The sequence below is a fragment of the Lentzea alba genome, from assembly GCF_047445655.1.
Lineage (GTDB): Bacteria > Actinomycetota > Actinomycetes > Mycobacteriales > Pseudonocardiaceae > Lentzea > Lentzea alba_A.
In genome coordinates this window covers 52,990-79,105 of the sequence record NZ_JAJAEG010000027.1, presented here as the reverse complement: position 1 = coordinate 79,105, position 26,116 = coordinate 52,990, and the positions used below count along the sequence as shown (strand labels likewise).

The window sequence follows — 26,116 nt, the reverse complement described above, 5'->3', positions numbered from 1 at the left end:
GAGGATCAGCGCGCGGCGACCAGTCTCTCGGAGATCAGGTACGCCCAGAGGCGGATGTCGTCCCAGTCCCGGAAGTCGCCGGCCAGGCTGCTGCCCGCCATCTTCTTGGCGATGAAGCCGACCGCGGTCTCGCTCGTGAGCCTGCCACCGAACGTGGCGGGCTCGTCCGCACCGATGCGCGCCGCGATCTCGCGGACCTTGCGCGGCGCCCGCTGGGGCACCTGCTGCGGGCCGATGGGCCCGCTGTGGAACAGCCACACCGGCCGGCGGGCGAGCAGTTTCTCGTTGCGCATCAACAGCTTGACGGCCTCGCGCCGCCAGCGGCCCGCGTAGAGCGCACTGCCCAGCACGACCGCCTTGTACGGCTCGACGGACCGCACGTCCGCGGCGTCGAGCACGGTGACCTCGTGCGAGGCGTGGCGGATCTGTTCCGCGATCACCTCGGCGATCTCCCTGGTGGAACCTGACTTGGTCGCGTACGCGACGAGAATCTCAGCCATACCAACACAATGCGACTGCGCCGTGAGTGTGGACAGAGCACTTGTGCTCCGCCACGACAGGACGCCGGTTACTGCCGCCAACGGTCTTCGGGCGTGACGATTGTTGGTGGAGGAGAAGGCCATGAAGGTTCTCGTGGTGTATGCGACCGCCGAGGGATCGACGGCGGGAATCGCGGACTGGATCGCGGGAGCGTTGTTGGCGCGCGGGCACGACGTCGTGGTGCGTTCCGTTGACGAGGTGCGCGATGTGAGCGGCTACGACGCGTTCGTCATCGGCAGTGCCGTGCACGACCAGGCCTGGCTGCCCGCCGGCCGGGAGTTCCTGACGCGGCAGCGGCGCGCTCTGCGCGGCAAACCGGTCTGGTTGTTCAGCGTCGGGTTGCCCGGCGCGCTGCGCGATCCGTTGCGCCGGGTGGCGGCCTGGGGTGAGGCCGACGTGCTGGTCGCCCTGCTCAACGACGTCGACCCGGTGGAACACCGCCTGTTCACGGGTGTCGTCACCGCTGAGGCGTTCGGATGGTTCGGAGCGCTGGTCTTCCGCTTGCTGGGCGGCAGGTTCGGTGACTTCCGCGACTGGGCGGAGATTGAGAGGTGGAGCGCCTCCATCTCGGACGTGCTCGCCGGCATCGAGGCGGCGCGACGCTGACCAGTGCCGGGCACCAGCGGTGCCCGGCACTGGGGATCTGACTCGTCAGATCCTGGTCACGGCAGCGTCCTCGCGACCCGGTCGGCGAGGTCGATCGTGCGGTTGGCGTAGCCCCACTCGTTGTCGTACCAGCCCATCACCTTGACGACGTGTCCCTGCACCTTGGTCAGCGAGGCGTCGAACACGCACGACGCCGGGTCACCGATGATGTCGCGGGACACGACGGGATCCGTGGTGTAGCGCAGGATTCCCTTGAGATGCCGGGCGGCTGCCTCCGCGAACGCGCGGTTGACCTGTCCCACCGTCGCCGGCTCGGCGAGGCGGACCGTCAGGTCGGTGAGCGACCCGTCCTCGACGGGCACGCGCACCGCCAGGCCGTCGAGCTTGCCGTCCAGCGACGGGATGACCTGACCGATGGCGCGGGCGGCACCGGTCGACGTCGGGATGATGTTGACCGCGGCCGAGCGCGCCCGCCGCAGGTCCTTGTGCGGGCGGTCGAGCAGCGCCTGGTCGCCGGTGTAGCTGTGGATCGTCGTCATCACGCCCTCGACGATGCCGAACGCCTCGTCCAGCACGGCGGCCATCGGCGCCGCGCAGTTGGTGGTGCACGAGGCGTTCGAGATGATGTGGTGCTCGCCCGCGTCGTAGACGTCGTCGTTGACGCCCATGACGATGGTGGCGTCGACGTCCTTGCCTGGAGCCGTGATGATGACCTTGCGCGCACCGCGTTCGAGGTGAACGCCCGCCGTCTCACGGGTGCGGAACCGGCCTGAGGCCTCGATGACGACTTCGACGCCGAGCAGACCCCAGTTGAGGTCCTTCGGATCTGCCTGCGAGATCACGAGGATGCTGTGGCCGTCCACGGTGATGGTGTTGTGCTCGACGGTGACGTGGCGGCTCCACGGGCCGTACGTCGAGTCGTAGGCGAGCAGGTGAGCCAACGTCTCCGCGTCGGTGATGTCGTTGACGGCGACGATCTCGATCGCCGTGTCGTGGCGGTCGAAGGCGGCGCGCAGCACGTCACGGCCGATGCGCCCGAACCCGTTGATGCCGACCCGTACAGCCATGGTGCTTCTCCCAGGTGAGTTGAGGTGTCAGTGGGCGTGCCGCAGCAGGAGCCGGCGTTCTGCCGAACCGATCGCCGCCCTGGCCGCCGGCACGGCGTCCGGGTTGACCGAGATGGAGGTGATGCCGAACTCCACGAGCTTCTCGGCGAACTCCGGTTTGTTGGACGGCGCCTGTCCGCACAGCGACGAGGTGATGCCCGCGTCCCGTGCGGCGCCGACGATCCGGCCGATCATGTCGAGCACTGCGGGGTCGGACTCGTCGAACAGGTCCGCGCACAGCTCGGAGTCGCGGTCGACGCCGAGCATCAGCTGCGTGAGGTCGTTGCTGCCGATGGAAACGCCGTCGATGCCGGACCGCGCGTACTCGGGAATCCAGTACGCCACCGAGGGAACCTCGGCCATGACCCACCGGTGCAGGCCGCGGTGGCGGCCGAGCGGGCTGCGGTCGATCTGCTCCAGGCAGGCTTCAAGTTCCCACTTGGTGCGCACGAACGGGATCATCAGGTGCAGGTTCGGCGTCTGTTCCCGCACCCGCGCAAGGGCTTCGAGCTCCAGCCCGAACAGCATCGGATCGTCGACGTACCGGTAGCAGCCGCGGTAGCCGATCATCGGGTTGTGCTCGTGCTTCTCGAACTCGTCGCCGCCCTTGAGTTCGCGGAACTCGTTGGTGCGGAAGTCCATCGTGCGGTAGATGACCGGCCGCGGTGCGAACGCGTGGGTGATCTGCAGCAGCGACGACGTCATGGCGTTGAGGAAGTCGTCGCTGCCGTGCTGTGCCAGGAATCGGCGCGGGTGTTCGGCGCCGAGCGCCTCGGTGAGCATGAACTCGGCTCGCAGCAGGCCGACGCCGTCCACCGGCATGGCGGCCACCTCGGCGGCGTGCTCAGGCAATGCGAGGTTCACGTACACCCGCGTGCCCAGCGCCTCCGTGGCGAGCACAGCCGGCGGCACGATGCGCGGCGCGGTGGTGATCGGTGCGGCGCCGGCGCGGACCTCGCCCGCGCTGCCGTCGACGGTGACCTGCTGGCCTTCTTTGAGGACGGTGGTGGCCGAGCCGGTGCCGACCACGCACGGCACGCGCAGTTCGCGAGCCACGATGGCGGCGTGGCAGGTGATGCCTCCGCCGTCGGTGACGACCGCGGACGCCCGCCGCATCGTCGGCACCCAGTCGGGGTTGGTCATCTCGGCGACCAGGATCTCGCCGTCACGCAGACGGGAGCCCTCGTCGGGGGAGGTCAGCACGCGCACCCGGCCGGACGCGATGCCCGGTGAGGCGCCGAGCCCGGCGACCAGCGGCCCGTCCGGAGTGATGCCTGCGGCGGGCAGTGTCGTGATGGGACGGGACTGCACGAGCCACGTCTTGCCGTCGGCGATCGCCCACTCGGTGTCCTGCGGCTCGCCGTAGTGCCGCTGCACGCGCACGCCCAGCTGTCCGATCGCGACGGCCTCGGCCTCGGTGAGCACCTGTGCGTGCGACTCCTCGGCGGTGAGCTCGATGCGTTCGTCGTTCCCGTTCGCGCCTCGCACGATCTTGTGCGTCTTGCGGCCGACCCGAGTGTCCACAAGGGACACCGCATCGCCGTCACGGCGCAGGATGTAGGTGTCGGGCTCGACGGAGCCGCTGACGACCACCTCGCCGAGCCCGAACGACGCCTCGACGAGCAGGCGGTCGCGCTCACCGGTCGACGGGTCGGCGGTGAACATGACGCCCGAGCGTTCCGAGTCGACCATGCGCTGCACGACGACCGCGATGGCAGGCTCGTCGGAGATTCCCTGCTCGGCCCGGTAGGCCACCGACCTGGTGCCGAACAACGACACCCAGCAGTCCAGCAGCCGGTCCAGCAGAGCGTGCGCGCCGCGGGTGTTGGTGAACGTGCTGTTCATCCCGGCGAACGAGGCGCCGGCGGTGTCCTCGGACGTGGCCGAGGACCGCACGGCCACGGACTCGTCCTGGCCGAGCTCGCGGTAGGCCTGCAGCACGGCGTGCCGCACGTCGTCGGAGACGCCGGCCTTGCGCACCAGGTCGCGCATGCGTTCGGCGGACTCCGCCAGCCGATCCGGTGTGGTGGCCCGGTCGAGCGCGACGGCGAGTTCGGTGGCGAGGTCTTGGCGGACCTGGCTCATCGAGGTCAGGAACGCCTCGGCGGTCACGACGAAGCCGGGTGGCACCGGCAGACCCGCGCGGGTCAGCTCGCCGAGGTTGGCACCCTTGCCGCCGGCGATGTCGGTGTCGTTCTTGCCGAGCGTGGTGAAGTCGCGGATGTACGTGCTCACTGCTGCTCCTGGTGGCTGGGGTCGTCGGTGTCGTGGTCGCCGGGCGTGGTGGCAGGTGCGGTTGCTCAGTGCTGCTGTTGGTGGCTGGGACGTCGGTGCCGGTGTCGCCGTGCGTGGCGACACCGCCGATGCAGGTGTTCACCGCTGCCGTTGGTGGCTGGAGACGTTGGTGCTCACTTCTGTTCTTGGTGGCCGAGGACGTCGATGACGGGACGGCGGGGCGTGGCGGGCAGCGGGTCGGCGTTGAACCCGGCCCAGCCGACCCGGACGACGAGCTGCGGGCAGGTCGAACCGCCGAGCACGTGGTCGCGCACCAGCTCCCTGGTCTCGACGACCTCCAGCGGCTGGCTCAGCGGGCACGTCGCTAGTCCCGCCGACGTGGCCTCCAGCAGCACCGCGCTCGTCGCCTCACCGGCACGCAGCCGGGACAGGTCGTCGTCGGACGAGGTGCTGAGCACCAGCAACGCACCCGCGTCCTCGCCGAGCAGGCGGCGGTCGGGCTGCAGCAGCTCGCCGGGGGCGAACTCGCGCATCCGGAGGTTGCCGTACTGCCGGGTCCCCGCGGGGATGTTCGCGGCGGGCACACCCGCGGACGCACCGGGGTAGACACCGCTCCACTCTCGGATCTCGTTGCGGTAGGCGGGATCCGCTTCCTGGGTGGCGGACGCCCTGTCGATCGCGATCAGCAGCTCGTCCCGCGCCCGGCCGGTCACCACCTGCGCCTCCACGCCCTCGTTGCGGGCGCGTGCCACCAGCTGGTCGAGGACCGCGTCGGGCGGTGGCCAGGAGGAGAACGCACGGCGATCGGTGCGCCTGCGCGGAATCGCGGTCGCGAGGGCCACGTACGCCTCGTTGGGCTCGCGCGCCTCGAACTCGATCGCGGCGAGGTGGTCCGGCCGGCCGGGGTTGGGCAGCCGGTGCACGACCGCCCGCCAGCCGAGCGCGGCCAGGCCGACGCGCACGTGGTGCAACGCGGCCCCGCAGCTGATCACGAGGTCGGCGCCCGTCGGGTCGATCGCGGGCAGGTTGCGCGTGCGATCGGCGTACAGGTGCAGGCTGTGCGCGCCGAGTTCCCAGCGCCACGGCTGGGAGTTGTGCACCGACGGTGCGCGGCAGGCGAGCGCCACCGCCGCCCGCAGTGTCTTCTCGTCCGGCTGACCGCGGTCCATCCGGCTCACCTCCAGGTCGAAGTCGCACTATGAAACTCGCAGCGACGACGGCCGAGGGTGAGGGGCCTAGGTCCCCGCCTTTCCGGGACCCGTGTCCCCGCCTGGCGACACCTTTGGCAGGTGTCCAGTTCGCGGTCCTGGTTGAAGGCTGGAGGCACGTGGACCAAGGATCACCGGAGGGTGTCATGCGTGAACCGACAGTCGCCTCGCTGATGACGCGTGAGGTGATCACCGCCGACGTCGGGAGCTCGTTCAGGGACGTCGTGAAACTGCTGGAGGACAACGCGATCAGCGCTGTTCCCGTGCTCGACGGCGGCTACCCGGTCGGCGTCGTGTCGGAGGCCGACCTGCTGCCGAAGGAGGAGTTCCGCGGCGGCACCGGGGACGCACCGGGTGTGTTCGCGGGCCGTGCGGTGAAGCACCGCTGGGAGCAGGCGAGCGGGCTGACCGCCCGAGACGTGATGACCGCGCCGGTGAAGACCGTGTCGCCGGACACCACCGCGAGCGCGGCCGCGCGGGAGCTCGCCTCCGAGGGGCTGCGCAGGCTCTTCGTCATGGACTCCGACGGCGCGCTCGTCGGCGTGCTCTCCCGGCGCGACCTGCTCAAGCTCTTCCTGCGGGAGGACGACGAGCTGCGCACGCAGATCCGCGAGGAGATCCTCGGCCGGATGCTGTGGGTGGACCCGGACACCATCGACGTCGAGGTTTCGGACGGCGTGGTGACGATGGAGGGGCCGCTGGAGCGCCAGAGCGAGGTCGAGATCGCCGAACACCTCGTGCGCTCTCTGCCGGGCGTCGTGGACGTGCACAACCGGCTGCAGGCCGGGTGGAACGACACCTCGCACCCCCGCCAGACCGAGATCTTCGGGTGAAGGAGAGAGCACGATGAGGACTCGAGATGTGATGACGCACGACGTCATCGTGGTCAGGCAGGACACCCTCGCCCGTGACGCGGCCCACCTGCTCGCCGAACGCGGCTTCACCGCGCTGCCGGTCGTGGACGAACTCGGTGTGCTGGTCGGCCTCGTGAGCGAGACCGAGCTGCTGCGGCACAGGCTTCCCCAGGACCCGAGGAAGCTGGTGCACGGCGAACCGGCGGAGGCCAGGGTGGCCCCCGCCGACCTGGTGGGGCAGGTGATGATGACGCCGGTGACGGTCACCCCGAACACCGACCTGGCCGAGGTCGCGGACCTGATGCTGGAGCACGGCGTGCGCAGCGTGCCGGTGGTCCACGAGGGCCACCTCGCGGGCATCGTGACGCGCCGTGACCTGCTGCGCTCCATCAGCAGGGACGACTGGATCATCGAGGCCGAGATCCGGCACCGCCTGGACATGATCGGCTCCGCGGGCCGGTGGTCGGTCGAGGTGCACTGCGGCAAGGTGTCCATTGTGGACAAGATGAACGACCCGGCGGACCGGCACGTGGCAGACGTGCTGGCACGGGCCGTCGCGGGCGTGACCGACGTGCGGTTCGTGGAGTACGCGGGAAGCTGAACCGGGAACGAGCGAAAGGCGCCGGGGTTCCCCCCGGCGCCTTTGTCGTTGCCGTGTCAGGCTTGCAGGACGACCTTCAGCGCTCCGGTGTCACCGGCGTTCTCGAACACCTCGTACGCCTGCTCCATCTCGTTCAGCGCGAACCGGTGCGTGATGAACCGTTCCCCGTCGATCCGGCCGGCCTCCACCATGCGCAGCAGCGTGGGCGTGGAGACGGTGTCGACGAGCCCGGTGGTGATGGTGACGTTGCGGATCCAGAGGCTCTCCAGGTGCAACGTCGCGGGCTTGCCGTGCACACCGACGTTCGCGACGTGCCCGCCGGGCCGCACGAGCTTCGCGCACAGCTCGAACGTGTCCGGCACCCCGACCGCCTCGATCGCGACGTCGGCACCCAGACCGCCGGTCAGCTCCTTGACGATCCGCTCGGCCTCCTCGGCGGTCGACGCGGTGATGTCCGCACCGAACTGCTTGGCCGCGTCGAGCCGCGACGCCGCGAGGTCCACGGCGATGATGTGGCTCGGGCTGTAGAGCTGCGCGGTCTGGATCGCGGCCAGCCCGATCGGCCCGGCGCCGACGATCACGACGGTGTCCGCGGGCTTGACGGTCCCGTTGAGCACACCGACTTCGTAAGCGGTGGGCAGGATGTCGGCGAGCACGACCGCGGCGGCGTCGCTGACGTCGTCCGGCAGCAGGTGGGTCGAGGTGTCGGCGAACGGCACGCGCACGTACTCGGCCTGCACGCCGTCGACCAGGTGGCCGAGGATCCAGCCGCCTCCACCGAGGCATTGCCCGTAACTGCCGGTGCGGCAGTACTGGCAGCGCCCGCACGTGGTTATGCAGGAGATCAGCACTCGATCGCCCGGCTTGAGACCGGTGACGGACGCGCCCACCTCCTCGACCACGCCGACGGCCTCGTGACCGAGGATGCGCCCCGGCTCGACCTCCGGCACGTCGCCTTTGAGGATGTGCAGGTCGGTACCGCAGATCGTCACCGCCGTGACGCGCACGACGGCGTCCGCCGGGTCCTTGACCGTCGGCTTGGGAACCTCTTCCCACGCGCGTTGCCCAGGCCCGTGGTAGACCAGCGCCTTCATCGGGAGCCCTCCTCTGTCCGGTTTCCACCTCAGGCTGCTCGCGCTGGTGCGCGCCGCGCAGAGACCGGGGTCCCGCGCGGCCTGGGACCTAGTGCCCGCCACCGAGAAGACCTGGGGTGGTGGGGGATCGCGCGCTCGCGGCGCAGGCTGCTCACAGCGAAACAGTCCACATCGGAGTGAGGAGTTCGCCGTGAGCACAGACACCGCCGGACCGGAGGCCGGGACTCGGTCGGATCCGGGAAGTGATCGGCCGCGACCGTCCAGGTTCGGCCTGCCCACCGCGACCGCACTGGTGGTGGGTTCCGTGATCGGCACCGGCGTGTTCGGCCTGCCGTCCGCGCTGGCACCGTTCGGTCCGGTCAGCCTCCTCGCGTTCGTCCTCGTGACGGTCGGTGCGCTGGCCCTCGCCCTCACGTTCGGTGCGCTGGCGAAACGGATCAGCGGTTCGGGCGGCCCGTACGTGTACGCGCGGGACGCGTTCGGCGAGTTCGCCGGGTTCCTCAACGCGTGGTGTTACTGGATCACCGCGTGGGCGGGCAACGCGGCAATAGTCGTGGCACTGGTCGGCTACGTCGAGGTGTTCGTGAACACCGAGCACCAGGTCGGCTGGTCGATCGTCATCGCGTTGGCGGGCCTGTGGATTCCCGCGCTCGTGAACCTGTCCGGGCTGCGGAGCATGGCCGTCACGCAGATCGTCTTCACCGTGCTGAAGATCGTGCCGCTGTTGTTCATGGCGACCGTCGGCCTGTTCTTCATCAAGTCCGCGAACTTCGGCCCGTTCAACGCGAGCGGCACCTCGATCGGTGGCGCCATCTCCGCCGCCGCGGCGATCGCGTTGTTCAGCTACATCGGCATCGAGACCGCCTCGGTGGCCGCCGGCCGGGTCCGCGACCCCGAGCGCAACGTCGGCCGCGCCACCGTGTTCGGCACGATCGGTTGTGCCGTCGTGTACATCCTCGGCACGCTCACCGTGTTCGGCACCGTGCCGAACGGGGCGTTGCAGGAGAGCAAAGCGCCGTTCACCGACGCCGCCAACGCCATGTTCGGCGGCCAGTGGGCAGGGCAGGCCATCGCGGTCGCCGCGGTCGTCTCCGGCCTCGGCTGCCTCGTCGGCTGGACGCTGATCGTCGGCGAGATGCCGATGGCCGCTGCGAAGGACAAGCTGTTCCCCAAGGTGTTCCTGCGCACCCGCGGCGACATCCCCAGCTTCGGCATCATCAGCTCCACTGCGCTGGCCTCGGCGCTGGTGGCCTTCAGCTACACCAACTTCGAGCAGGTCTTCACCACGCTGGTGCTGCTGTCGGTGTTCACCGCCGTCGTGCCCTACCTGTTCAGCGCTGCCGCGCAGCTGTTCTGGCTGCTGGTCCGCGGCCGCAAGGCCGAATGGCCGCACCTCGTGCGTGACGGCGTGGTCTCGGCGCTCGCGCTCGCCTTCGCCTTCTGGGCCCTGGCCGGAAGTGGCTACCAGGCCGTCTACTACGGCGTCGTGTGCTTGCTGCTGGGTGTGCCGCTCTACGTCTGGCTGAAGGTCGGCCGTCGCGAGTACGGCGAGGTCACGTCATGAGTCTCGGCGTCGGTTCGGAGGTCGGTGCACTCCGCCAGGTGATCGTGCACCGACCGGGCCTGGAGCTCAGCAGGCTCACCCCGCGCAACTGCGACGAGCTGCTGTTCGACGACGTGCTGTGGGCCGCGAAGGCCCAGGAGGAGCACGACGTGTTCGCAGGTGTGCTGCGCGACCGCGGGATCACCGTGCACCACACCGGCACCCTGCTCGCGGAGACCCTGGCGCTGCCGGAGGCACGGGGATTCGTGCTGGACCGCGTGTGCACGCCGGAACTGCTGGGACCGACGCTGGTGGGCCCGGTACGCGAGTTCGCGGAGAAGGTCGACGCCGCGAACCTCGCCGAGCTGCTCGTCGGTGGCGTGACTCGCGCCGACCTGTCTCCGCTCGGCGTGCCGAGCCTGCGCTGGAACATCCTGGGACTGGACGACTTCGTGTTGCCGCCGCTGCCGAACACCCTGTTCCCGCGCGACAGCTCGGCGTGGATCTACGGCGGCGTGACGATCAACCCGATGGCGAAAGCCGCCCGGCGCCGGGAATCCCTGCACTGCCAGGCGATCTACCGCTTCCACCCGCTGTTCGCCGACGCGATGTTCCCGATCTACTACGGCGCCGACGACGTGAACCACCAACCGGCCACGCTGGAAGGCGGCGACATCCTCGTCCTGGGACGCGGGGTCGTGCTGATCGGCATGGGGGAGCGGACAACCCCGATGGGCGTGGAGATCCTGGCGCGCGAACTGTTCCGCACCGGCCAGGCGAGTTCCGTGATCGCCGTGCAGCTGCCCCGTTCGCACGCCCTCATGCACCTCGACACGGTCATGACGATGCTCGACCTGGAGACGTTCATCCGTTATCCGGGCCTCGACCCGGAAACCCTGCGGACGTGGGTGATCACCCCTGCCGACGCGGAGGAGGTGGTCGAGCGCAGCTCGGCGGGTCTGCGGGTGCAGGAGCGGGCCTCGGTGTTCGCCACCATCGCCGATCGGGTGGGCATCGACCGCCTCCGCGTGCTGTGCGCGGACGAGGACGCTCGTGCGGCCGAACGCGAACAGTGGGACGACGCCAACAACTTCCTTGCGCTCGCACCCGGCGTCGTCGTGGGCTACGAGCGCAACACGGTCACCAACACCATGCTCGCCGACCACGGCATCGAGGTCATCTCCATCCCCGGCAACGAACTCGGCCGCGGCCGGGGCGGCGCCCGCTGCATGACCTGCCCGATCCAGCGCGACGGCATCTGAAAGGACTTCTTCGATGCGACACCCCGGCTCGTTGCTCAAGGAACTCGACCTCACCAAGGAGAAGTTCCTCGACCTCGTCTCCCAGGCGCGCGGGCTGAAGCGCGCCAAGTCCTCCCACACCGAGCACCCCCTGTTGAAGGGCAAGAGCATCGCCCTGGTCTTCGAGAAGAGCTCGACACGCACGCGCTGCGCGTTCGAGGTCGCGGCCCACGACCAGGGCGCCCACGTCACCTACCTCGACCCGACCGGCTCCCACATGGGCCGCGAGGAGTCCGTTCCGGACACCGCCAAGGTGCTCGGCCGGATGTTCGACGCCATCGAGTTCCGCGGTTTCGCCCAGGAGACGGTGGAGTCGTTGGCCGAGCACGCCGGCGTGCCGGTGTGGAACGGCCTGACCGACTCGTGGCACCCCACCCAGATGCTCGCCGACGTCCTCACCATGATCGAGCACTTCGACGGCCAGGTCGAGGACATCAGCTTCGCGTTCGTGGGCGACGGCCACAACAACGTCGCCCGCTCGTTGCTCATCACCGGCGCCCTGCTCGGCATGGACGTCCGCATCGCCGCACCCACCGAGTTGCAGCCACCCGCCGACGTGATCGCCAAGGCTCACGAGCTGGCCGCCGTGAGTGGTGCCCGCGTGCTCGTCACCGACGCCCCCGAACAGGCCGTCGCCGGCGTCGACTTCATCTACACCGACGTGTGGGTGAGCATGGGCGACTCACCGGAGGCCTGGGACACCCGTGTGCCGCTGCTGACGCCCTACCGCGTCACCGCCGAACTGATGAAGGCCACCGGCAAGCCCGGCACGAAGTTCCTGCACTGCCTGCCGTCCATCCACGACCGCACCACTCAGGTCGGCCGCCGGGTCTACGACCAGTACGGCCTGGAGGGCGCGGAGGTCACCGACGAGGTGTTCTCCTCGGCCGCTTCCGTGGTCTTCGACCAGGCGGAGAACCGGTTGCACACCATCAAGGCGGTCATCGTCGCCGGATTGGCCTCGTGATGCGGATCGTCGTGGCCCTCGGTGGCAACGCCCTGCTGATGCGCGGCGAACGCGCGGACGCCTCCGTCCAGCTCCACCACGTCGAGGCAGCGGCGCGAGCACTCGCGCCGCTGGCCGCGGAACACGAACTCGTGGTGTGCCACGGCAACGGCCCTCAGATCGGCCTGCTCGCACTGGAAAGCGAGGCCGACCCGTCGCTCACCCGCCCGTACCCGCTCGACACCCTCGGTGCCGAGACCCAGGGCATGATCGGCTACTGGCTGGCACAGTCGCTGCGCAACGCCGGGGTCCGCAAACCGGTGCTCGCCGTCGTCACCCAGACCGTCGTCGACGCCGCGGATCCCGCGTTCTCGGCGCCCACCAAGTTCATCGGCCCTGTCTACGACCGCGGGCAGGCCGACCGGCTGGCCGCGCGGAACGGCTGGACCATGGCGGCGGACGGTCCGCACTGGCGCCGCGTCGTCCCGTCACCGGAGCCGCTGCGGCTGGTCGAACAGGAGTCCATCGAGCAGCTCGTGAGCGGTGGAACGATCGTGGTGTGCGCGGGCGGGGGAGGTGCGCCCGTGGTCGACGACGGCCGGCTGCGCGGTGTGGAGGCCGTGGTGGACAAGGACCTCAGCTCGGCCCAGCTCGCGATCGCCCTCAAAGCCGATCGCCTGCTCCTGCTGACCGACGTGTCCGCCGTCATGACCGACTTCGGCCTGCCGGACGCCGAACCGCTGCGCCACCTCGACGTGGCGGAGATCGAGCAGCTGACGTTCCCCACCGGCTCGATGGGGCCGAAGATCGAGGCCTGCCGCCGGTTCGTGCTGGCCACCGGATCGACGGCGGCGATCGGTGCGCTGACCGACGCGGAAGCTCTGCTTCTGGGCGAGGCCGGTACGACGATCAGCGTGTAGGCGGTCAGGTGATGAGGCTGTAGGTGCCGTCCGCGTGGCGTTCGAAGTAGACGGTGTATCCACCAGGATTGCCCCTGCGGTGCTTCGGAAGGAACACACCGTAGGTGTGGCGGGCCCAACCTGGGCAGGCCTTGCGCACGTCATCGGGACGAAATCGCGCGGGCAGATCGCCGCGCTGGACGGCGCCACGTATGTCGTTCATGAAGCGGCTCATGTGGGCTACTCCGATGGAGGCTGGATCACTGTTGCACATTGGTAGTTCATGTCCGTGGCGGACCTGTACCGCTTCCCGGTGCGGCACTTCGACTTCCACCGCGCCCGGCTCCCGGTCAGCTGACCGGGACCCCGCAGCCGGCGAACTGGTCGCGCACCCGCCGCACGAGTTCGGCGTCGGGCGTGGGGACGTCGGCCAGCGGGAACGGAATGCCGAGGGCCGCGTACTTGGGCGCACCGAGTTTGTGGAACGGCAACACCTCGACGCGTTCGACGGCGTCCAGGGTGCTGACGAACGACGCGATGCCGGCCACGTTGTCGAGTTCGTCGGTGAGCCCGGGCACGAGCACGAACCTGATCCACATCGGCTTGCGCAGCGCCGACAGCCGACGCGCGAACTGCAGCGTGGGCGCGACCTCGCCGCTAGTCACGTGCCGATAGGTGGCCGGGTCCCAGGACTTGATGTCCAGCAGCACCAGGTCGGTGTCGGCCAGGAGCTCGTCGGACGCCCGCGCACCCAGGAACCCGGACGTGTCGAGCGCGGTGTGCAGGCCGAGCTGTTTGGCGCGGTGGAACACGGCGGCGGCGAAGTCCGGTTGCAGCAACGGTTCTCCACCGGTGAGCGTCAGCCCGCCGCCGGCGACCTCGATGAACCGCCGGTACTTCGCGACCTCTGCCATGACTTCGTCGACGGTCATGCGGTGGCCGTCGCGCATGTGCCAGGTGTCCGGGTTCGCGCAGTAGAGGCAGCGCAGCGGGCACCCGCTGAGGAAGAGCACGAAGCGGGTGCCCGGTCCGTCGACCGCGGTGGAGATGTCCCACGAGTGGACTGATCCGGTGGTGGTCACAGCGACTCGTGGAAGGTGCGGTTGATGACGTCGCGTTGCTGCTCGGGCGTGAGCCGGATGAAGTTCACCGCGTAGCCGGAGACGCGGATGGTCAGCTGCGGGTGGTTCTCCGGATGCGCCATGGCGTCGAGCAGGGTCTCGCGGTTGAGCACGTTGGCGTTGAGGTGGAACCCGCCGGCGTCGGTGTAGGCGTCGAGCAGGCCGACGAGGTTGGTCACCTGCTCGTCCTCTGTTCTCCCCAGACCTACGGGCGTGATGCTCGCGGTGAGCGAGATCCCGTCCTGGGCCTGGTCGTACGGCAGTTTCGCCACCGACAACGCCGCCGCGACGAGTCCGCGCCGGTCGCGGCCGTTCATCGGGTTCGCACCCGGCGCGAACGGTTCACCCGCGCGGCGGCCGTCCGGGGTGTTGCCGGTGTGCTTGCCGTAGACCACGTTCGACGTGATGGTGAGCACCGACTGGGAGTGCACGGCGCCGCGGTGCGCGGGGTACTGCCGCACCTTGCGCATGAATTCCTCGACCAGCTCGACGGCGATCGCGTCCGCGCGTTCGTCGTTGTTGCCGTACTTGGGGAAGTCACCCTCCACCACGTAGTCGGTCGCGAGGCCGGTCTCGTCGCGGATCACCCGCACCCTGGCGTACCTGATCGCCGACAGGCTGTCCGACACCACCGACAGGCCCGCGATGCCACAGCCGAGCAGCCGCTGGACCGGGTGGTCGTGCAGCGCCATCTCGATGCGTTCGTAAGCGTACTTGTCGTGCATGTAGTGGATGATGTTGAGCGCTTCGACGTAGGTCTTCGCGAGCCAGTCGGTCATCCGGTCGAACGCCGCCCGCACCTCGTCGTGGTCCAGGTACTCGGAGGTGATCGGCGGGAACGCCGGTGCAACCTGGACACCGGTCATCTCGTCGCGGCCACCGTTGATGGCGTACAGCAACGCCTTGGCGAGGTTGACGCGTGCGCCGAACAGCTGCATCTGCTCGCCGACCTTCATCGCCGACACGCAGCACGCGATCGCGGTGTCGTCGCTGAACCGCGGCCGGATGAGGTCGTCGTTCTCGTACTGGATGGAGCTGGTGTCGACGGAGACCTTGGCACAGAACCGCTTGAAGCCGTCGGGCAAGTGTGGCGACCACAGCACTGTCAGGTTCGGTTCGGGTGCCGGGCCGAGGTTGTAGAGCGTCTGCAGGAACCGGAAGCTCGTGCGCGTCACCAGCGGGCGTCCGTCGTCGGACATTCCGCCGATCGACTCCGTGACCCAGGTCGGGTCGCCGGAGAACAGCTGGTCGTACTCCGGCGTGCGCAGGAACCGCACGATCCGCAGCTTGATGACGAGGTCGTCGACGAGCTCCTGTGCCTCACGCTCGGTCAGCACACCTTCGTCGATGTCGCGCTGAAGGTAGACGTCGAGGAACGTGGACGTGCGGCCCAGCGACATCGCCGCGCCGTTCTGCTCCTTCACCGCGGCCAGGTAGGCGAAGTACAGCCACTGCACGGCTTCGCGGCCGCTGGTCGCCGGGCCGGAGATGTCGTGACCGTAGGACGCGGCCATGCTGCGGAGCTCGCCGAGCGCACGGATCTGCTCGGCCAGTTCCTCCCTGTCCCGGATGACGTCCTCCGTGGACATCAACCCGTCCAGAGCCGTGCGTTCGGCCCGCTTCGCCGTGACGAGACGGTCGACGCCGTAGAGCGCAACGCGCCGGTAGTCGCCGATGATCCGGCCCCGCCCGTAGGCGTCCGGGAGACCGGTGATGATGCCGGCCTTGCGCGCTCGCATGATCTCCGCCGTGTAGGCGTCGAACACGCCGTCGTTGTGCGTCTTGCGGTACTTGGTGAAGATCTCCTCCACCTGCGGGTTGAGCTGGTAGCCATAGGTCTTCAGGCTGGTTTCGACCATGCGCAGGCCGCCGGTGGGCATGATGGCGCGCTTGAGCGGCGCGTCGGTCTGCAGGCCGACGACCAGTTCCTGCTCGCGATCGATGTAGCCGGGGCGGTGCGCGGTGATCGAGGACGGGGTGCTCGCGTCGACGTCGTAGATCCCGCGGGCACGTTCGTCCACGAACATGTCCGTCAACCGGTGCCACAACGCGGTCGTGCGCGGTGTCGGACCGGACAGGAACTCGGCGTCGCCTTCGTACGGCGTGTAGTTGGCCTGGATGAAGCCACGCACATCGATCTCATCGCACCACGGCCCCGCGCGGAATCCGCGCCAGGCGGTGGTCAGACGTTCCGCCGTGGCGGTCATCGAGCTCCTCCTCGTGGGTTGGTCGGGAGTCCACTCACGACCTGCAGCCCTTGGGCTCCATCAGCAGTTCGGAGACGGGACGACGCGGTGTCGCCGGGACCGGCGTGCTGAATCCCAGTCGCAGCACGGTCTGCGGCACGAGGATGCCGCCGAGCGAGCGTCGCAGCTGCTCGCGGACACTGCGCACCTCGACCGGCTGCGACAGGAACGACGCGGACAACCCGCGCACGGTGGCGGCGAGCAGAACGCGCTGCATCGCCTGTCCCGCTTGCAGTTCGCCGAGCGGTCCGTCGTAGAACGAGCAGAGGACGACGATCAGCGGGTCGGACTCGTAGTCCTTGCCGGGCAGGCGTTCGGGTCCCTGGAAGTTGCGGAAGACCCACTCGTCCTGCAGCTCCGGGCGGACACCCGCCGAAGCCGGTGGGATGCCGTCGTTCGCGCCGGGCCGTTGCCCGGTGAACGCCGCGAGCTCGGCCTGCACGGTCTTGTCGTGAAGCTGGATCTCGTGCGCCTGCTGCACGAACTTCTTGAGCAGGGCACGTTCCTCACGACTCGAGACGAGGTGCAGCCACGAGCGCTCCAGTTCGGCCGCTCGCACCAGCGCGTGACGCTGGCGCGGGTCGACGGGCGCTTCGTGGAACGGCCTGCGGTTCGTGCGGCGACGGGGAACCGCCTTGAGCAGCGCGCGGTGCTCGTCGTCGAGCGGCATCGTGCCGCCACGCCGCACGATCGCCAGCGCACCGGGTGCGTCCTGGCCCGGCATCATCGACACGAGCGGCCGCAGACCCAGGCCCTGCAGTGCCAGCCGCATGTTGAACAGGGCCGCACCGCAGGACAACCGCAGTTCGCGGTCGTCGGGGTCAGTGGCGGGAAGCCGGTGGCACGGGTCGGGATGCAGCTCGATCCGGTCGGGCAGCACGCGGAACCGCCAGGGCTGCGTGTTGTGCACGGACGGCGCGAGCGAGGCGGCCTCGAGCACCTGGTGGACCTGTTCTGACGCCAGCCCCAGCGCCTCGGGCACCTCGGCCATGTCCTTCACCTCTTCGTGTCGCGGTCGAACTCTCCGTCTCCCAACTGTCCGTGCGGTCACCGCGTGGTCCCACCGTCGAAGGTCCCGACCTGACCGGGATCGGCGGGTCCCGTCCGGTGGAGCCCGGTGGCGGGTGCCAAGGGCCCGCCCGGCGCGGGACCAACGGCAGCTTCCACGCGGCTTTCCGATTCGTAGCGTGTGATCCACGCCCGCCTTCTGACTGGAGGACAACGATGAAAGCCCCATCCGCCCCGATCGTGTGCGGTGTCGACGGCTCGGACTCGGCGCTCGCCGCAGCCGGCTGGGCCGCACAGGAGTGCGCACGGCTTCAGGTGCCGCTGTTGCTCGTGCACGCCTTCATGCTGCCGACCCGCGGCTATCCCGAGGTCGTGCTCATCGGCAACGACATCCGCCACGCGATGGAGGAACAGGGCCGTGTGTGGCTGGAGGAGGCCAGAGCAGCGGCACGAGCGGCCGCCCCCGAGGTCGAGGTGACGACCGAGGTCCTCTGCTGCGGCGCGGGCGCGTTGCTGATCGAGCTGTCGAAGACCGCCAGGCTGGTGGTGGTCGGCTCGCGGGGACTCGGCACCGTGACCGGCCTCTTCATCGGTTCCACGGCGGTGGCACTGGCGGCACACGCCCAGAGCCCGGTCGTCGTGGTGCGCGGCCCCGCGGTTCCCGACGGCCCCGTGGTCGTCGGCGTCGACGGTTCGCCCACCAGCGAGGCCGCGCTGGCGTTCGCGTTCGAGGAGGCCTCGCTGCGCAACACCTCGTTGACCGCGATCATGACCGTCACGGACTTCGCCGCCGACAGCGCGTACACGTTGTCGCGCCTGGGAATCGACTGGGGACAGGTCGAAGAGGACGAACGGCGGCTGCTCGCCGAGCGCCTGGCGGGCTGGCAGGAGAAGTACCCCGACGTGGTGGTCAACCGCATCGCGCTGCGGGACCGGCCGGCGCGGGCGCTCATGCGCTACGGAGCGGAAGCGCAGCTGCTCGTCGTCGGCAGCCACGGGCACGGCGGGTTCGTCGGCATGCTGATCGGCTCGACCAGCCAGGCGCTGGTACACCACGCGCCCTGCCCGCTGGCGATCGTGCGTCCGCCGAAGAAGTGACAGGTCCGCGATGACTGCGGAAACTCCCCTGCACCAGAGGGTCCGGGTGCGTCACGTCCAGGGCGACGAGTACGCCGTCCTGCTGCGGGCGCACGAGCTGCACACCGACCAGCCCGGAAGCGACCGGGGCATGTCCCCGGTCGAGCTGTTCGCCGCGTCGCTCGCCACGTGCGTCGCCCACTACGCGGGCGGGTACCTGCACCGGCACGGCCTGCCGAGGGAGGGGCTCACGGTCGTGGCCGAGTACGGCATGGCGGCCGACCGCCCAGCGCGGATCGGGCGCATGCGCCTGACCGTGGACCCGGCCCAGGACCTGACGCCGCGGCAACGACAGGCGCTGCACGCCGTCGTGGACCACTGCACCGTGCACAACACCCTCCGGCAGCCGCCGCGGATCGAGATCCGCGTCCACGAGGGGCAGCCGGAGGGTGTCGTCACGCTCCCGCCGGCGGAACCGGAGTGGTGACGTCGGCGAGCTGTGCGGCGATCCGGTCGGCCCAGGCGCGGATCTCGTCGAAGTCCCGGAAGTCGCCCGCCATCGCACCCTGGGCCATCTTCTTCGCGATGAAGCCGGTGGCGGTCTGCGCGGTGAGCCTGCCGCCGAACGTCACCGGTTCGTCGGCGCCGATGCGCGCGGCGATCTCCCGCACCTTGCGCGGTGCACGCTGCGGTGCGAGCTCCGTGCCGAGCGGACCGCTGTGGAACAGCCACGTGGGCCGATCCATCAGCAGCTTCTCGTTGCGCTTGAGCAACTTCACGGCCTCGCGACGCCAGCGGGCGGCGTAGAGCGCGCTGCCGAGCACCAGTGCGCTGTGGAACTCGACCGAACGGACCCCCGCGGCGTCGAGCACGGTCACCTCGTGTCCCGCCGTGCGCAGCCGTTCCCCGATCGCCTCGGCGATCTCCTTCGTGGAACCCATTTTCGTCGCGTACGCGACCAGAACATCAGTCATACCACCACGATCTGCCTCCCCTCACCGGAGGGAACAGGGCCCTAGGTCTGTGTGCCGAAGGGTCGCGCGGTACTGCCCGCGCCCGCGGATCTGCGTGACGGTGGCAGTGAGAAAGGAGGCAGCGATGACTACTGCTACCACCAGCTATCCGGTGCACGTGCACGCACGGCTGGAGCCCGGTCTGAGTCGCTGGCTGTGGCTCGTCAAGTGGTTCCTCGCGATTCCGCACTACCTGGTGCTGGCGTTCCTCTGGCTGGGGTTCGTCTTGTTCAGCGTGGTGGCGTTCTTCGCGATCCTGTTCACCGGCCGCTATCCGCGCGCCCTGTTCGACTTCAACGTCGGCGTGCTGCGTTGGACGTGGCGGGTGGCGTACTACACCTACGGGGCGCTGGCCACGGACCGGTATCCGCCGTTCAGCCTCGGCGGGGAGCCGGACTACCCGGCGACTCTCGACATCGCCTACCCCGAGCACCTCTCCCGAGGGCTCGTCCTGGTGAAGTGGTGGCTGCTCGCGATTCCGCACTACCTGATCGTCGGAGTCTTCGTCGGCGGCGGCAGCTACGTCGCCTACCAGACCGGAGAGACCATCTACAACTCCGGCGGCGGCCTGGTCGGCCTGATGGCGTTGTTCGCGGGCATCGCGCTGCTGTTCACCGGCCGCTACCCCCAGGGGCTGTTCGACTTCGTGCTGGGCATGGACCGCTGGGCGTTGCGCGTGGCGGCCTACGCGGGCCTGATGACCGACTCCTACCCGCCGTTCCGCTTCGACTCCGGTGGTGACGAGGCGGGAACGACGACGATCGAGCAGTCACCACCACCGCCGGCGCCGCCCGCACAGGGCTGGTCGGCCGGTCGCGTCACCGCCGTGGTGATCGGGGCGTTGCTGCTGATCACCGGTGGTGCTGTCGGTGGCACGGGTGGGTTCGGTCTGTGGGCCGACCAGACGCAGCGCGACTCGTCCGGACTGCTGAGCACGAGGTCGGAGTCGTTCCACAGCAACGGGTACGCGATCGAGTTCGGCACGCTGGAGCTGCGCTGGACGGACGCCGACTGGGTGCTGGCGGACAACTGGCTCGGTGAGGTGCGGCTGAAGGCCGACAACGGCGTCTTCATCGGCATCGGCCGGACGGATGACGTCATGCGCTACCTGTCCGGTGTGGAGCACGACGAGGTGAGCATGACCGGTGACCGGGTGACGTACTGGCACCGCGACGGTGGTGCGCCGGCGGATCCTGCCGCGCAGACCTTCTGGGCAGCGTCGGGCACCGGTCAGGTGAGCTGGCGCGCGGAGCAGGGCAGCTGGACCGCGGTGGTGCTCAACACCGACCGCTCGCGAGTGGTCGACGCCGGCGTCGCCGCGCAGGCCGAGGTTCCGGCGCTGCGTCCGGCGTCCATCGGCCTGATGATCGGCGGGGGCCTGATGTTCCTGCTGGGCGTCGTGCTGGTCGCGGTGGCCGTTGCCGGTGCTCAGCGCCGCAGCAACGGCACGACGACCTCGGTGACGTAGTCGTCGGGGCTCTTCTCCTCGTCCGGTCCGTTGAGGTAAAGCTCCCTCGGCGGGCCGGACGGGGTGCGGCCGTGTTCGTGGACCCACGTGAGAACGGCTTCGTACGCGGCGGGAATCTGGTCGTAGGCGCCCTTGTGGAACGTGTGCGCCGCAGGTCCGCCCGGCAGGTCGACGACGTCGACGGGTGCAACGCCGGTGACCTCGCCGGGGATCGGCAGGTACAGGTCGAGCTCGAAGTCGCCGTCGGTGGCCGGTCCCGGGTACGCGAGCTGCGGCGGGCCCGAGGGTGTCACGTTCGCCGCGGCCGCGAACTCGTAGAGGTTCTGCAGCCCGCCGCCTACCGACGCGGCGATGTCGTGGGCGGACGTGCGCACCCTGAGGTGACACGCCGTCGTGGGGGAGAGCTCGGTGAGCGTGATGTCGTATGTCATGCACCAGAGCGTCGTTCGCGATGTCCTCGTCCGGCAGGGTCGAAGGTCCATGGCCGCTGGGGCGCAAGGAGGTGGTGGCTGCCCGCGGTGCGGCGGAGGCTGGGGTCGTGGACGGCCGGCCGCTGTCCTGAGTGGACGGAGGAGTGCAGATGCGTGCGTTCGACGTGATGTCCGCCCCCGTGGTGACGGTGTCGCCGGGGACGTCCATCGAGGAAGCCGCAGCACTCGTCGCCGAGCACGGTTTCGCCGCATTGCCGGTGGTGGACGACCACGGCCGGCTCGTCGGTGTCGTGTCGGGTGAGGACCTGCTGCGCGAGGAGCTGCGGGCACGCCGCGCCGCACACCACGTGAGCGACGCCATGAGCGATCTCGTCGTGGCGGTGGAGGCGGAGATGCCGGTGGGCGAGATCGCGCGGCAGCTGCTCGGGCACCACTACCGGTCGCTGCCGGTCGTGTCCGGCGGCCTGCTCGTCGGGGTGGTGAGCCGCGGAGACCTGCTGCGGGCGCTCACTCCGCAGGACGAGGTGACGGCGGCTCGGATCAGCAAGCTGTTGTGCGACCACCTCGGCGCGCGGCCGTGGGACGTCGTGGTGGTGTCCGGAGCGGCCACCGTGCTGGGGCCGTTCACCGGCCGCGCGGAGGAGCAGGCCGTGACGGCGCTGGCCGAGAGCGTGCCGGGAGTGCGTTCCGTCGTGGTTCAGCCCTGCGTCGAAGACGTCTGAGGAGGAGATCATGAAGGTGCTGGTGGCCTACGCGACCGCGGCGGGCTCGACGGTGGGCGTCGCGCAGCGCATCGCGGAAGTGTTGCGCGCACATGGGCACGTGGTTGCCACGTCCAGCGTGGATCAGGTCACCGACGCGGAGAACTACGACGCCTACGTCGTCGGCAGCGCGGTGCACGACCAGGCCTGGCTGCCGTCCGGTGCGGCCTTCCTGTCCAGGGAACGCCGGAAGTTCGTGGACAAGCCCGTGTGGTTGTTCAGCGTCGGCCTGCCGGGCTCTCTGCACGGGCCGCTGCGCAAGTGGGCGGGGCTGGAGGAACCGGCGATCCTGGCGCATCTGCGCGAGGACGTCACGCCGGTCGAGCACCGGCTGTTCAGCGGCGTCGTGCGGGCGGAGATGCTCGGGAAGTTCGGCGCGCTGGTGTTCCGCGCCGTGGGCGGCCGGTTCGGCGACTTCCGCGACTGGCAGGCGATCGAGCAGTGGGCCACCACGATCGCCGGTGCACTGGCCGACATCGAGACCACGGCCAGGTGACCCGGCTGTGAAGACTGTGCTCGGGATGGCGAAGCGGTGGGCGGGGCACGCGTTCCTCGCGCTGGTGGTGACGCTGACCGTCGTGGGAGGCGCGCTGTGGTTCTGGCAACCCGGTGCCGCCCGGATCTGCTGGGCGGTGGCCACCGTCTCGGCACTTCTGCCCGCGATCACCTGGGTCGTGGCGGACCTGCGCGCCAGGCGGTTCGGCGCGGACGTGCTCGCCGTGCTGGCGCTGACGGGCACGCTGCTGGTCGGGGAGTACCTGGCGGGCGCGATGGTCGCGGTCATGCTCGGCACCGGGCACGCGCTCGACGCCTTCGCGCAACGCCGCGCGCGGCGGGACCTGAGCGCGCTGCTCGACCGCGCGCCGCGGTTCGTTCAGGTGCGCGTCGGCGACGAACTGCGACGGGTACCTGTCGGAGAGGTCGTCCCAGGCGATGTCGTCGTCGTGCGGCCCGGCGAGATCGTGCCGGTCGACGCGATGCTGCTCTCCGACGCGGAGTTCGACGAGTCCGCCTTGACCGGGGAACCTCTCGCGGTGCACCGGCCGCGGGGCGACCGGGTCCGCAGCGGCGTGGTCGCGGCCGGTGCGGCGGCCGAGCTGCGCGCCACGGCCACCGCGGAGGACAGCACGTACGCCGGTGTGCTGCGGCTCGCCGAGCAGGCCGCTGCCTCGACCGCGCCGATCGTGCGGATCGCCGACCGGATCGCCGCCTTCTTCCTGCCGCTCGCGTTGCTGGTCGCCGCGCTGGCCGCGGTGCTCGCCAGAGACCCCGTCCGTGCGGTCGCCGTGCTCGTCACGGCGACGCCGTGCCCGTTGCTGCTGGCGGTGCCGGTCGCGATCACCGCGGGGATGTCGCGCGCCTCGCGTGCGGGTGTGGTGATGCGGGACGGCCAGGCACTGGAAGCGCTGGGGCACGTGAAGATCGCCGTGCTGGACAAGACCGGCACCGTCACCGAGGGTCATCCGGCGGTGGTGGACGTGGTGTGCGCGCCGGGCTGGACGACCGAGCGGGTGCTCGAGGTCGCGGCGGCGGTGGAGCAACTGTCCAGCCACGTGCTCGCGGCCGCCGTGGTCGAGGCCGCCGCGACGGCGGGACTGCGGCCACCGCCTGCGCTGGACGTGCGGGAGCAGCCGGGCCGCGGGGTGACCGGGTCGGTCGGCGGGCAGCGAGTCGTCGTGGGCAGGCGCGACGAGAGCGGGGCGCTCGACTGGGAACGCGCGGTGGTCGTGCGAGCAGGGCTGGACGCGGCGACCGCGGTCTGGGTGGAGGTCGACGGCCACGTCGCCGGCGCTTTGCTGCTGCGGGATCCGGTGCGCCGGGACGCGGCTCGCACGGTGCGCAGGCTGCGCGCCGCAGGACTGCACCGGATCGTGATGCTGACCGGCGACCGCACCGCCGTCGCGCAGGACGTGGCGGGGCTGCTCGGGTTCGACGACGTCGTCGCACGGTGCACACCGCAGGACAAGGTGGACCGCGTACAGGCCGAGAACGCCAAGGGTCTCACCGTCATGGTGGGCGACGGCATCAACGACGCACCCGCGCTCGCCGCGGCCGGTGTCGGTGTGGCGCTGGGGAACCGCGGCTCGTCCGCGGCCGTGGAGGCCGCCGACGCGATCATCCTCGACGACCGCATCGACCGGCTCGCCGACGGTGTGGAGATCGCCGCACGGGCACGCCGGATCGCGACGCAGAGCGCGATGTGGGGGATGGGTCTGGCGCTGGCCGCGATGGGCTTCGCGGCGTTCGGGTGGCTCGCCCCGGTAGGCGGCGCGGTGGTGCAGGAGGCGATCGACGCCGCGGTGATCCTGCATTCGTTGCGCGCACTGCTGCCGGTGCGGCGGCTGCGGCTCAGCGAGGACACGACTCGGCTGTTGCAGCGGTTCGACGCCGAGCACGAGGACCTGCGTGCCGCGCGGGAAGCCGTGCGGTTCGCCGCCGACGAGTTGCGCTCGGGTCTGACCGACGAGGCACTCGCGGCGGTGCGCCGGGCGCACGACCTGATGGTGACGAGGGTGCTGCCGCACGAACTCGCCGAGGAGGTGGAGCTGTACCCCGCTCTCGCCACCGAGTTCGGCGACGCCGAGGCGACCGTGACGATGAGCAGGGGACACGCCGAGATCGGACGGCTCACCCGCCGGCTCGGCCGGCACCTGGCCGAGCAGGGAACTCCCGCGACCGGCAGCGTCGACGACCTCCGAGCCACCCTCTACGGCCTGGACGCCGTGCTGCGCCTGCACTTCGCCCAGGAGGAAGAGGCCTACTTCGCCTTGACCGACTCCCAGCAGGGCGGTTGATGAAGGGTTCCTCCCTCCACTTGAGGTGGAGGAAAGAACCCTTCATCGTGAGTCCGGGACCCTCAGGGCTGCGGGGTCATCGGACGACGGGCAGTGGGGCGGGGGCCATCGGTTCCCACCGGGCGGCGAGGCGCTGCTCCAGCTGGTGCATCGTCGTGTACTCGAGGTCTTCCAGCGGCAGCCGGTGCGGTTCGAAGGGGCCGTGCCTGCGCAGGTAGTCCATGACCTCGTTGGCCTGCGACCGCGCCAGGTCGAACGACGGGTCGTCGAACATGTCGCGTGGCCCGATCAGCTTGCCCTCACGCACCTGGAACCCCAGCGCGGTGACGCGCGGTGGTCCGTCGAAGCGGGCGGGGTGGGCTTGTTGGATGCTGACGGGCATCATCGGCGCGTGGTGCGAACCGCGCATGCACCCGGCGACCGAGTAGGGGAACGCGAACGGTTCCAGCACCTCGCCGACGGCGGGAAGCCCGGACTGGGCGCGGACGATCATGACCGGGTCGTCCTTGCCGACGTACTTGCCGGCGATGAGCGACAGCCGCTGGGTCGAGGTGGCGGCGGCTTGCTCGTCGAGTGTCTTGGACTGCACGGAGTGGATGACGTAGCGGGCCGGTGCGCCGATGTACATCAGCATCTCGTAGAGATCGGCGGGGCAGTCGAACCAGATCTTCTTCTCCTCGTACAGGTCGTAGACCTCGAACCGGAAACCCGCGTGCATCTTCGCGTCGATGACGAGACCCGCGGTGTTGAACGGGTCGGCGAACATCTTGTACAGCGGCAGGTTCCAGGCACCGGGCTCGGTCTTGTCCGCCAGGAAGCAGATGATCGGCTCGCTGGGCCGTTCGGTGAACTCGAGCTCCGCGTACCCCGGCCCCATGCCGCGCAGGTTGCCGCTGAACGCGTCGGACAGCAGGTCCTGGCCCGCGCCGTAGAGACCCAGCCGCTTGGCGATCGCAGTGGTCTGGCCGAAGACGTCCCAGGCGAACGAGTGGATCGGCTCCGCGTCGGCGCCGTGCTCGTGGGTCATGATGAGCGAGATGTCGTCGCCGCAGCTGGCGACCTTCGCGTCCACGAGCAGGTGGTCCCCGACCGCGGTCGAGAGTGCTTCCTGTGCGGCGGCCAGCATGTCGGGATGCACCGCGGAGTGACCGACGAAGCCGCCCGTGTCGGCCTTGATGATGCTCAGTGTGATCATTTTTCGCCTCCCGGCGAGTCGCGTGACTTCCTGTTCTCACGGTCTCCCTCGCGGCCTCGGTGCGAGAG

The 26,116-nt window shown here is 69.9% G+C and carries 25 protein-coding genes; 13 read left to right on the top strand and 12 right to left on the bottom strand.

The window, feature by feature from the left end:
* Window positions 1-5: 5 nt before the first annotated feature.
* Window positions 6-500: a flavodoxin domain-containing protein gene (locus tag LFM09_RS36270; protein ID WP_414101120.1), complete on the bottom strand. Its 495-nt coding sequence runs from the start codon at window positions 498-500 to the stop codon at window positions 6-8.
* 121 nt (window positions 501-621) lie between these two features.
* On the opposite strand from LFM09_RS36270, the gene LFM09_RS36265 reads away from it, so the two are divergent.
* Complete coding sequence (locus LFM09_RS36265; protein ID WP_414101119.1) at window positions 622-1,146, top strand: flavodoxin domain-containing protein; 525 nt, start codon at window positions 622-624, stop codon at window positions 1,144-1,146.
* A 56-nt stretch (window positions 1,147-1,202) separates the two neighbouring features.
* Here the strand turns inward: LFM09_RS36265 and gap are convergent, their stop codons facing one another.
* The 3 genes from gap to LFM09_RS36250 form a co-directional block, all read right to left on the bottom strand.
* The gene (gene gap, locus LFM09_RS36260; protein WP_414101118.1) at window positions 1,203-2,213 is read right to left on the bottom strand and encodes a type I glyceraldehyde-3-phosphate dehydrogenase; all 1,011 of its coding nucleotides are present in this window, start codon (window positions 2,211-2,213) and stop codon (window positions 1,203-1,205) included.
* A gap of 27 nt (window positions 2,214-2,240) precedes the next feature.
* Window positions 2,241-4,487 (bottom strand): phosphoenolpyruvate synthase, encoded by a 2,247-nt coding sequence (ppsA, locus tag LFM09_RS36255; RefSeq protein ID WP_414101117.1) that lies wholly within the window; start codon window positions 4,485-4,487, stop codon window positions 2,241-2,243.
* A 173-nt stretch (window positions 4,488-4,660) separates the two neighbouring features.
* Window positions 4,661-5,656, bottom strand: a complete 996-nt coding sequence (locus LFM09_RS36250) for an Acg family FMN-binding oxidoreductase (protein WP_414101116.1) — start codon at window positions 5,654-5,656, stop codon at window positions 4,661-4,663.
* Between the two features lie 185 nt (window positions 5,657-5,841).
* On the opposite strand from LFM09_RS36250, the gene LFM09_RS36245 reads away from it, so the two are divergent.
* Complete coding sequence (locus LFM09_RS36245) at window positions 5,842-6,528, top strand: CBS domain-containing protein (protein ID WP_414101115.1); 687 nt, start codon at window positions 5,842-5,844, stop codon at window positions 6,526-6,528.
* A gap of 13 nt (window positions 6,529-6,541) precedes the next feature.
* Window positions 6,542-7,150, top strand: a complete 609-nt coding sequence (locus LFM09_RS36240; RefSeq protein WP_414101114.1) for an HPP family protein — start codon at window positions 6,542-6,544, stop codon at window positions 7,148-7,150.
* Between the two features lie 56 nt (window positions 7,151-7,206).
* Here LFM09_RS36240 and LFM09_RS36235 read toward each other — a convergent pair whose 3' ends face one another.
* Entirely contained in the window at window positions 7,207-8,244 is a 1,038-nt protein-coding gene (locus LFM09_RS36235; protein WP_414101113.1) for a zinc-dependent alcohol dehydrogenase family protein, read from the bottom strand.
* Between the two features lie 190 nt (window positions 8,245-8,434).
* On the opposite strand from LFM09_RS36235, the gene LFM09_RS36230 reads away from it, so the two are divergent.
* From LFM09_RS36230 to arcC, 4 genes are read left to right on the top strand one after another with little or no spacing between them, the layout of a single operon-like run.
* On the top strand, window positions 8,435-9,808 hold the full coding sequence (locus tag LFM09_RS36230; RefSeq protein ID WP_414101112.1) for an APC family permease: 1,374 nt from the start codon (window positions 8,435-8,437) through the stop codon (window positions 9,806-9,808).
* Entirely contained in the window at window positions 9,805-11,049 is a 1,245-nt protein-coding gene (locus LFM09_RS36225) for an arginine deiminase (RefSeq protein ID WP_414101111.1), read from the top strand. Before LFM09_RS36230 ends, LFM09_RS36225 begins: the two co-directional genes overlap by 4 nt.
* A 13-nt stretch (window positions 11,050-11,062) precedes the next feature.
* Complete coding sequence (gene argF, locus LFM09_RS36220) at window positions 11,063-12,055, top strand: ornithine carbamoyltransferase (RefSeq protein ID WP_414101110.1); 993 nt, start codon at window positions 11,063-11,065, stop codon at window positions 12,053-12,055.
* Entirely contained in the window at window positions 12,055-12,954 is a 900-nt protein-coding gene (gene arcC, locus LFM09_RS36215) for a carbamate kinase (RefSeq protein ID WP_414101109.1), read from the top strand. Before argF ends, arcC begins: the two co-directional genes overlap by 1 nt.
* A 4-nt stretch (window positions 12,955-12,958) precedes the next feature.
* Here arcC and LFM09_RS36210 read toward each other — a convergent pair whose 3' ends face one another.
* From LFM09_RS36210 to LFM09_RS36195, 4 genes are all read right to left on the bottom strand, one after another.
* Complete coding sequence (locus LFM09_RS36210; RefSeq protein WP_414101108.1) at window positions 12,959-13,168, bottom strand: hypothetical protein; 210 nt, start codon at window positions 13,166-13,168, stop codon at window positions 12,959-12,961.
* Between the two features lie 115 nt (window positions 13,169-13,283).
* Window positions 13,284-14,015 carry a pyruvate formate-lyase-activating protein gene (pflA, locus tag LFM09_RS36205; RefSeq protein WP_414101107.1) on the bottom strand — a complete coding sequence of 244 codons (732 nt, stop codon included), beginning with the start codon at window positions 14,013-14,015 and terminating at the stop codon, window positions 13,284-13,286.
* Entirely contained in the window at window positions 14,012-16,261 is a 2,250-nt protein-coding gene (pflB, locus tag LFM09_RS36200; protein ID WP_414101106.1) for a formate C-acetyltransferase, read from the bottom strand. Before pflB ends, pflA begins: the two co-directional genes overlap by 4 nt.
* A gap of 34 nt (window positions 16,262-16,295) precedes the next feature.
* Window positions 16,296-17,291, bottom strand: a complete 996-nt coding sequence (locus LFM09_RS36195) for an Acg family FMN-binding oxidoreductase (protein ID WP_414101105.1) — start codon at window positions 17,289-17,291, stop codon at window positions 16,296-16,298.
* Window positions 17,292-17,524: 233 nt separating this feature from the next.
* Here LFM09_RS36195 and LFM09_RS36190 point away from each other — a divergent pair, with 233 nt between their 5' ends.
* Both LFM09_RS36190 and LFM09_RS36185 read left to right on the top strand, forming a co-directional pair.
* Window positions 17,525-18,406 carry a universal stress protein gene (locus tag LFM09_RS36190; protein WP_414101104.1) on the top strand — a complete coding sequence of 294 codons (882 nt, stop codon included), beginning with the start codon at window positions 17,525-17,527 and terminating at the stop codon, window positions 18,404-18,406.
* A 10-nt stretch (window positions 18,407-18,416) separates the two neighbouring features.
* Window positions 18,417-18,872 (top strand): OsmC family protein, encoded by a 456-nt coding sequence (locus LFM09_RS36185; protein WP_414101103.1) that lies wholly within the window; start codon window positions 18,417-18,419, stop codon window positions 18,870-18,872.
* Here LFM09_RS36185 and LFM09_RS36180 read toward each other — a convergent pair.
* Window positions 18,841-19,359, bottom strand: a complete 519-nt coding sequence (locus LFM09_RS36180) for a flavodoxin domain-containing protein (RefSeq protein ID WP_414101102.1) — start codon at window positions 19,357-19,359, stop codon at window positions 18,841-18,843. The two genes, LFM09_RS36185 and LFM09_RS36180, sit on opposite strands and share 32 nt — an antisense overlap.
* A gap of 124 nt (window positions 19,360-19,483) precedes the next feature.
* Between LFM09_RS36180 and LFM09_RS36175 the strand changes: the two genes are divergently transcribed.
* Window positions 19,484-20,866, top strand: coding sequence for a DUF4389 domain-containing protein (locus LFM09_RS36175; RefSeq protein ID WP_414101101.1), 1,383 nt, complete (start codon window positions 19,484-19,486; stop codon window positions 20,864-20,866).
* Here LFM09_RS36175 and LFM09_RS36170 read toward each other — a convergent pair.
* Window positions 20,827-21,297: a GyrI-like domain-containing protein gene (locus tag LFM09_RS36170; protein WP_414101100.1), complete on the bottom strand. Its 471-nt coding sequence runs from the start codon at window positions 21,295-21,297 to the stop codon at window positions 20,827-20,829. The two genes, LFM09_RS36175 and LFM09_RS36170, sit on opposite strands and share 40 nt — an antisense overlap.
* Window positions 21,298-21,446: 149 nt before the next feature.
* Between LFM09_RS36170 and LFM09_RS36165 the strand changes: the two genes are divergently transcribed.
* Genes LFM09_RS36165 through LFM09_RS36155 form a run of 3 tightly spaced genes read left to right on the top strand, consistent with a single transcriptional unit; the run spans window position 21,447 to window position 24,853 of the window.
* On the top strand, window positions 21,447-22,019 hold the full coding sequence (locus tag LFM09_RS36165) for a CBS domain-containing protein (protein WP_414101099.1): 573 nt from the start codon (window positions 21,447-21,449) through the stop codon (window positions 22,017-22,019).
* Window positions 22,020-22,029: 10 nt separating this feature from the next.
* Entirely contained in the window at window positions 22,030-22,554 is a 525-nt protein-coding gene (locus LFM09_RS36160) for a flavodoxin domain-containing protein (RefSeq protein ID WP_414101098.1), read from the top strand.
* 25 nt (window positions 22,555-22,579) lie between these two features.
* Window positions 22,580-24,853, top strand: coding sequence for a heavy metal translocating P-type ATPase (locus LFM09_RS36155; protein ID WP_414101193.1), 2,274 nt, complete (start codon window positions 22,580-22,582; stop codon window positions 24,851-24,853).
* A 76-nt stretch (window positions 24,854-24,929) separates the two neighbouring features.
* Here the strand turns inward: LFM09_RS36155 and fbp are convergent, their stop codons facing one another.
* Window positions 24,930-26,048 carry a fructose-1,6-bisphosphate aldolase/phosphatase gene (gene fbp, locus LFM09_RS36150; protein WP_414101097.1) on the bottom strand — a complete coding sequence of 373 codons (1,119 nt, stop codon included), beginning with the start codon at window positions 26,046-26,048 and terminating at the stop codon, window positions 24,930-24,932.
* Between the last annotated feature and the right edge of the window lie 68 nt (window positions 26,049-26,116).

Coding starts and splice junctions, on each gene's coding strand:
- LFM09_RS36265 (WP_414101119.1), top strand. CDS start 622: ATGAAGGTTCTCGTGGTGTATGCGACCGCCGAGGGATCGACGGCGGGA.
- LFM09_RS36210 (WP_414101108.1), bottom strand. CDS start 13,168: ATGAGCCGCTTCATGAACGACATACGTGGCGCCGTCCAGCGCGGCGAT.
- LFM09_RS36225 (WP_414101111.1), top strand. CDS start 9,805: ATGAGTCTCGGCGTCGGTTCGGAGGTCGGTGCACTCCGCCAGGTGATC.
- gap (WP_414101118.1), bottom strand. CDS start 2,213: ATGGCTGTACGGGTCGGCATCAACGGGTTCGGGCGCATCGGCCGTGAC.
- LFM09_RS36170 (WP_414101100.1), bottom strand. CDS start 21,297: ATGACATACGACATCACGCTCACCGAGCTCTCCCCCACGACGGCGTGT.
- LFM09_RS36195 (WP_414101105.1), bottom strand. CDS start 17,291: ATGGCCGAGGTGCCCGAGGCGCTGGGGCTGGCGTCAGAACAGGTCCAC.
- LFM09_RS36180 (WP_414101102.1), bottom strand. CDS start 19,359: ATGACTGATGTTCTGGTCGCGTACGCGACGAAAATGGGTTCCACGAAG.
- LFM09_RS36240 (WP_414101114.1), top strand. CDS start 6,542: ATGAGGACTCGAGATGTGATGACGCACGACGTCATCGTGGTCAGGCAG.
- pflB (WP_414101106.1), bottom strand. CDS start 16,261: ATGACCGCCACGGCGGAACGTCTGACCACCGCCTGGCGCGGATTCCGC.
- argF (WP_414101110.1), top strand. CDS start 11,063: ATGCGACACCCCGGCTCGTTGCTCAAGGAACTCGACCTCACCAAGGAG.
- arcC (WP_414101109.1), top strand. CDS start 12,055: ATGCGGATCGTCGTGGCCCTCGGTGGCAACGCCCTGCTGATGCGCGGC.
- LFM09_RS36160 (WP_414101098.1), top strand. CDS start 22,030: ATGAAGGTGCTGGTGGCCTACGCGACCGCGGCGGGCTCGACGGTGGGC.
- LFM09_RS36190 (WP_414101104.1), top strand. CDS start 17,525: ATGAAAGCCCCATCCGCCCCGATCGTGTGCGGTGTCGACGGCTCGGAC.
- LFM09_RS36270 (WP_414101120.1), bottom strand. CDS start 500: ATGGCTGAGATTCTCGTCGCGTACGCGACCAAGTCAGGTTCCACCAGG.
- LFM09_RS36250 (WP_414101116.1), bottom strand. CDS start 5,656: ATGGACCGCGGTCAGCCGGACGAGAAGACACTGCGGGCGGCGGTGGCG.
- LFM09_RS36245 (WP_414101115.1), top strand. CDS start 5,842: ATGCGTGAACCGACAGTCGCCTCGCTGATGACGCGTGAGGTGATCACC.
- LFM09_RS36165 (WP_414101099.1), top strand. CDS start 21,447: ATGCGTGCGTTCGACGTGATGTCCGCCCCCGTGGTGACGGTGTCGCCG.
- LFM09_RS36155 (WP_414101193.1), top strand. CDS start 22,580: ATGGCGAAGCGGTGGGCGGGGCACGCGTTCCTCGCGCTGGTGGTGACG.
- LFM09_RS36175 (WP_414101101.1), top strand. CDS start 19,484: ATGACTACTGCTACCACCAGCTATCCGGTGCACGTGCACGCACGGCTG.
- LFM09_RS36185 (WP_414101103.1), top strand. CDS start 18,417: ATGACTGCGGAAACTCCCCTGCACCAGAGGGTCCGGGTGCGTCACGTC.
- LFM09_RS36235 (WP_414101113.1), bottom strand. CDS start 8,244: ATGAAGGCGCTGGTCTACCACGGGCCTGGGCAACGCGCGTGGGAAGAG.
- fbp (WP_414101097.1), bottom strand. CDS start 26,048: ATGATCACACTGAGCATCATCAAGGCCGACACGGGCGGCTTCGTCGGT.